The 6028-nt window shown below is 43.7% G+C and carries 6 protein-coding genes; all 6 read right to left on the bottom strand.

Going from position 1 to position 6028, the window contains the following annotated elements; genetic code table 11:
- Positions 1-1079: Gfo/Idh/MocA family protein (locus tag IQ229_RS09725; RefSeq protein WP_194043237.1), on the bottom strand; the 1079-nt coding region annotated here is incomplete at its 3' end.
- Positions 1080-1159: 80 nt separating this feature from the next.
- The gene (locus tag IQ229_RS09720) at positions 1160-2329 is read right to left on the bottom strand and encodes a zinc-dependent alcohol dehydrogenase (RefSeq protein ID WP_194043235.1); all 1170 of its coding nucleotides are present in this window, start codon (positions 2327-2329) and stop codon (positions 1160-1162) included.
- A 162-nt stretch (positions 2330-2491) separates the two neighbouring features.
- On the bottom strand, positions 2492-2890 hold the full coding sequence (locus IQ229_RS09715) for a hypothetical protein (protein ID WP_194043233.1): 399 nt from the start codon (positions 2888-2890) through the stop codon (positions 2492-2494).
- Between the two features lie 63 nt (positions 2891-2953).
- Entirely contained in the window at positions 2954-4123 is a 1170-nt protein-coding gene (locus IQ229_RS09710; RefSeq protein ID WP_194043231.1) for a zinc-dependent alcohol dehydrogenase, read from the bottom strand.
- A gap of 108 nt (positions 4124-4231) precedes the next feature.
- Complete coding sequence (locus IQ229_RS09705) at positions 4232-4930, bottom strand: SRPBCC family protein (RefSeq protein ID WP_194043229.1); 699 nt, start codon at positions 4928-4930, stop codon at positions 4232-4234.
- 108 nt (positions 4931-5038) lie between these two features.
- On the bottom strand, positions 5039-6028 hold a 990-nt coding region (locus tag IQ229_RS09700; RefSeq protein WP_194043227.1), incomplete at its 5' end, for a DJ-1/PfpI family protein.

Genomic DNA, 6028 nt, shown 5'->3' with positions numbered 1-6028 from the left:
TCCATCTCTAGGGCGAATTGGTTCTTTTCCTGAATATTCTGTTCTTCGCTACTATTTTTGCGTTTGATTGTCAGGCGATGTTGGTAGTAGTCGGTAGCTGGATCTAACTCTAAAACTGCATCTGAACCAAAAACTTGGATACGCTTGGTATCTGCATAGCCGTAGCTTGACGTGCAGTTAGCAAGCACACCACTAGGAAAACGCAAAACGAAGTTGACATTTTCCTCGATTTCCCGAAAGCGGGGGTCGCCAGGGGTGCTGTACATCATGGCGCTAATTTCTTGTGGTTCCTCGCCTGTAATGTATCTAGCAGCATTCAAGCTGTAGATGCCTATGTCATAAAGAGAACCGCCACCAGCTAGTTTTTTTTGTGCCCGCCAACGATCTGCGGGGTCTTTAGGGTCGAGGTTGCGTCCGTGGTCAGAGGTTATGGTTTTTAATTTACCGAGTTTGCCGCTTTGTGCAAGTTCGATCGCAGCGAGGTTGTAAGGTTCATATTGAGCGCGGTAAGCAATCATCAATTTGCGATCGCCTTTTTTGGCAGCATCTATCATTGCTTGGCATTCCTCGACAGTAATAGCCATCGGCTTTTCGCACATGATATGCTTGCCAGCTTGGGCACCACGAATGCTGTATTCGGCGTGTAACCCGTTAGGTAAAATGATATAAATAACATCAACCTCCGGGTTATTGCGGATGGTATCGTAGTTTTGGTAATTGTAGATATTTTTTGAGTTAACCCCGTATTGCTGGGCTATGCCTTCAGCTTTAGCGCGTTGGCGCAGCCCGTCGTAGGCATCGCCACTGACTAACGCTACCAGCTTTGAACGCTTACATTCACCAAACGACGGAATAATCTGTTGCGTAGCAAATTTTCCCAAGCCTACAATAGCCCATCCTAACTTTTTTTCAGGAGGCATAGGTGGTTCTTTGCCTGGTGCTGGCCCAGCTTGGGCTAGGGTACGATTAGGTTTGAAAATAGTACCTGCTACCCCAAAAGTACTGAGTGCAATTAACCCAAAACCTGCTTTGTGTAATATAGTACGACGCGTAAATTCTGATTTTAGTAAATCAAACATGGAAGGTTAGGTATTGGGGATTGGGCATGGGGCATTGGGCATTGGGAAACTCTTCCCCATTCCCTATTCCCTACTCCCTACTAAGGTTTGAGTACCACTTTGATGCAGTTATCTTTCTTGTGCTTAAAAATCTCGTAGCCGTGGGGCGCTTGTTCTAGAGGTAAGGTATGGGTGATGATAAATGTTGGATCGATTTCACCGTTTTGGATGTGTTCTAGCAAAGGTTTTAGATATTTATGGACATGGGTTTGTCCCATTTTGAAGGTTAATCCCTTGTTCATGGCAGCACCCATCGGGATTTTATCTAAAAAGCCACCGTACACACCTGCAAGTGATACGTGACCACCTTTAGCAGCAGATACTATTACTTGCCGTAATGCTGTCGGCCGATCTGTTTCTAAACGTACTGCTTGCTTTACCTGGTCGTACATCGCCATAAAGTCTGTGCCGTGTGCTTCCATTCCCACTGCATCAATGCAAGCATCGGGGCCACGACCGCCAGTCATTTCTTTAAGTGCTTCGCCAATATTCACTTCTTCGTAGTTGAGAACTTCAGCTTTGCCGTATTCTTTAGCCATTTGCAGCCGTTCGGGAACGCGGTCAAAGGCAATTACCCTTTCCGCACCTAGCATATATGCGCTTCTGATGGCGAATTGTCCAACTGGGCCACAACCCCAAACGGCAACAATATCACCGGGTTTGATGTTGCAGTTCTCGGCTGCCATGTAGCCAGTGGGAAAAATATCTGTTAGAAATAGCACTTGCTCATCCGTTAAACCATCGGGAATTTTGAACAACCCTACATCGGCAAAAGGTACTCTTGCATACTCTGCTTGACCGCCAGCGTAACCGCCGAATAAATGAGAGTAGCCAAATAGACCTGCTGGCGAATGTCCCATTTGCTTTTCTACTAACCAAGCATTGGGGTTAGAGTTATCGCACAGTGACCATAAATCCCGATTGCAGAAAAAGCAGCTACCGCAAGATATAGTAAAGGGAACAACGACGCGATCGCCTACGTTCACATTTTTAACTGCACTTCCAAGTTCTACGACTTCTCCCATAAATTCATGACCAAGGATATCGCCCTTTTGCATGGTGGGAATGTAGCCGTCATAAATATGCAAATCTGAACCACAAATTGCCGTAGAAGTAATTTTAACAATGGCATCCCGTGGGTTAAGAATTTTAGGGTCGGGAACTGTTTCTACCCGCACATCGTTTGCTCCGTGCCAGCAAACTGCTTTCATAATTATTTATTCCTTAGTTATCATTTCTGCTTTGTTTATATCAAGATAAATACTCGATTTAGCCTGATTTTGAGACGCGATAATTATCGCGTCTCATTAACTAATTAAATCTGGTTCAAGAATCTATGATACAAAAATATAGACTCAAAATTTGCTACAAGTCTAGGTTCTATCTCTCAGTTGCTTGCTAGAAGGATTTTGATAATAACCTTCTCTATCTGCACCGTATGATGAAGCTTTATCTCCGGCTCTGTTTTTTGCAGGGTCAAAAAACTCTTTTGTAGCTCTAGGAGTTTTTTCATCCAAGTTTAACTTTTCGCGGATATTATCAGCAGCTTCTTTTAACGGATTTTGGCTATTTGTTGTTTGGGTATCGTTTCTAATTTCACCTTGCTCGTCTGGTATTCCTTTGTAATAAGTGCCTTCTGGGGTTATAACATCAGCTTGCGCTACACTAACGTAACTAAAAGCCTGACCTAGTAAAAACATAAATCCTACTAGGAAAACTACAAGGATTTGGGAAATGCGGATATTTCGTAGCCAAGAAGTTACTCGATTCATAAAAAACCTCAATTCTATTATGTAAGGTGTACAAATTCAAAACACTGAATGACTATTTGCCATTTAGGGTTTAAGAACAACTTTGATACAGTTGTCTTTTTTTTGTTGAAAGATATGGTAGGCGTGGGGTGCTTGTTCTAGAGGCAATTGATGGGTAACAACGAAGGATGGATCGAGTTTTCCATCCAAAACCATCTGCAATAACAAATGCATATATTTTTGTCCATGCATTTGTCCCATCCTAAAGGTTAAGCCCTTGTTAAAGGCTGCACCAAATGGCATTTTGTCTACAAAACCACCATAAACACCCATGATTGAAAGAGTCCCGCCTTTACGACAGGCGACCATCATTTCCCGCAGAACGTGGGGACGGTCGGTTTCCAATCTGAGCTTTTGTTTTGTCTGGTCGTAGAAGTCTTCTAAACCAACACCGTGTGCTTCTAAACCAACGGCATCGATACAAGCATCGGGGCCACGGCCACCAGTCATCTCTTTCAACGCTTCGCCAGCATTAACTTCTTCGTAGTTAATCACTTCTGCTTTGGCAAACTTTTTCGCCATTTCCAGGCGTTCGGGAAAGCGATCGATCGCGATCACTTTTTCGGCTCCCATCATGTAGGCGCTAATCATGGCAAATTGTCCAACAGCACCGCAACCCCAAACGGCTACAGTATCACCCGGTTGAATATCGCATAATTCTGCGCCCATATAACCAGTGGGAATAGCATCGGAGATGAATAATAGCATCTCATCCGGCAAATCTGGCGGAACTTTGACAACACCCACATCAGCAAAGGGTACACGGATATATTCTGCTTGTGCCCCTGCATAGCTACCTAACATATGGGAGTAGCCATAAATTGCTGAGGTGATATTGCCAAATAATTTTTCTTCAATCCAACCTTTAGGATTGGAATTATCACACAATGACCACATATCACGCTGGCAATAATGGCAATTACCACAGCCAATTGTGGAAGGAACAACAACGCGATCGCCTATTTTTAAATTGTTGACTCCCTTACCAACTTCTACGACTTCCCCCATGAATTCGTGACCAATAATGTCACCCTGTTGCACTGTGGGAATATAGCCACCATATATATGTAGATCGGAGCCACAAATCGCCGTGGAAGTAATTTTAATAATTGCATCACGCGGGTTAAGAATTGTCGGATCTGGTACCGACTGTACCCGCACATCATTAGCACCGTTCCAGCAAACTGCTTTCATATTTATTTAGTCCTTAGTCATTAGTCATTAGTCATTAGTCATTAGTCATTAGTCATTGGTCATTTGCTTTAGGCAAAGGACAAATGACAAAGGACAAAGAACAAATAACTAGCTGCGTCCAGAAGGTTGACCTTCAGTTGTGGCAATTTCGCCTGCTTCCATTAGCATCTTAAAGCGGCGCAATTCATCACCAATTTGCTGTTCTGGTTCTTCACCAAAAAGTTTTGCTACGGTAGCTGCCAATGCTCCACCGGGGGGGTTATACTCCAAAACAACCTTAACTTCCGTGCCGCGATCGCCTGGTGCTTTTTTAAAGCGGACAAAACCAGAATTATCAACGTCTGCACCTTCTACAGAAGCCCAAGAAATAAATTCATTTTCCCGGTCTTCGAGAATATCTGCATCCCATTCCACGCTGTTACCCAAAGGTGCATTAGCAATCCAATGAGAACGTTTTTCGTTATACACCTTGACAGATTTGAGATGCTTCATAAATGTGGGCAGATTCTCAAAGTTGTGCCAAAAGCGATACAATTCTTCTGCCGATTTATTAATCGTTACCGTCTTTTCAACTTTAATGGGTTGGTTTATTCCTATTGCTTCCTGCGCTTTCTGGATTGTGCTTTGCTTGGTTGCACCTTGATAAACCAAACCACCACCAGCCAAAGCCGTTAGCGCTCCCCGCAATGAACCCTGTCTTAAACCCATTAGCACCATCGCACCGCCACCTATAAGGGATGCCCAACGCTCTACTTCACTAGCTTCTGGCTGGTTTGTACTTGGTTTATCACCTGATGTTGAAGTCACTTTTTATATCTCCATCACAGTAAATTACCCATAGTGGCGCAAATACCCTCTTCTTTCTATCTCTGTGTTATTTGCGCCTCTTCGGTAGCCGTCTACTTCAAAAACACCTTACATTGACACAGCAGCCCCTGTACTCGGCTTAGGAGGCTGAATCTGAGCGCCTATCCGCGCCCGATACAACTCTACTAATCGCTGTTCGTATTTCAATAAATCGTGGTAAATTTCTTTGAAAATAGCTGTAGCTACTGGGTCAGTGTACATTGCACACAAATTGCCAATATCGCCGATACCAGTTTGCACATCCCCCAACGCAGAACGTAACTGATATATATCGTCACTTCCTGTCAAGGCAGTTTTAACCTTGGCATACTGATTAGCAATATTTGCTCCTAAAGACGGTTTTTCGCCCAATAGCTGAAGACAAGTTTCCAGTTTTTGAATGTGGCGCTGTTTATTAGCAATTATTTCTTGAAAGACTGATTTTGCTTCGCTATCTGATTCTTTTTCAAAGTAGTTCTCAAACGCTTCTAGCGAATAACGTTCACCAGTAAGGGCAGTATTTAAACCTTTGGTAATATCACCTTTAGTTGAGCCACCCCAAGCATCAGCCAGCTTCCACCATTCAGCACTTGTGTCTTTCTCATTTGGTAATGCAGCATCTTTGCCACCATAACCCAAACGGCTCAAAATAGCTGTAGTGAAAATTGGCAAGTCTCCGGGTTCACGAGATGTAATCAAATTCCCATCAACTACTATCGGCTCATCTAGATATTTGGCGCCAGCGTTAATCATGTCCTTGGCAATAGCGCTAAAACCGGTCGCTTGCTTACCTTTGAGCAAGTCGCCTTCAATTAAAACTTGTGGGCCGTGACAAACAGCAGCGACTAATTTTCCTTGTTGTATGGCTTCTTGGACAAAACGTACTGTGTTGATGTTCCGCCGCATTCTATCAGGAGCCATCCCACCGGGAATTATCACCGCGTCGAATTCGGCTGCGATCGCCTCTGTTGTAGTACCATCGGCTTGTATACTAAGTTTGCCTTGTTTACCCTTATATTTTTCATTCATTCGGGAACCAAGGACTACTACCTCCATTCC

Origin of the sequence: Nostoc cf. edaphicum LEGE 07299 (assembly GCF_015207245.1) — a bacterium.
Classification (GTDB): Bacteria; Cyanobacteriota; Cyanobacteriia; order Cyanobacteriales; family Nostocaceae; genus Nostoc; species Nostoc edaphicum_B.
This window is presented reverse-complemented; position numbering and strand designations above follow the sequence as displayed.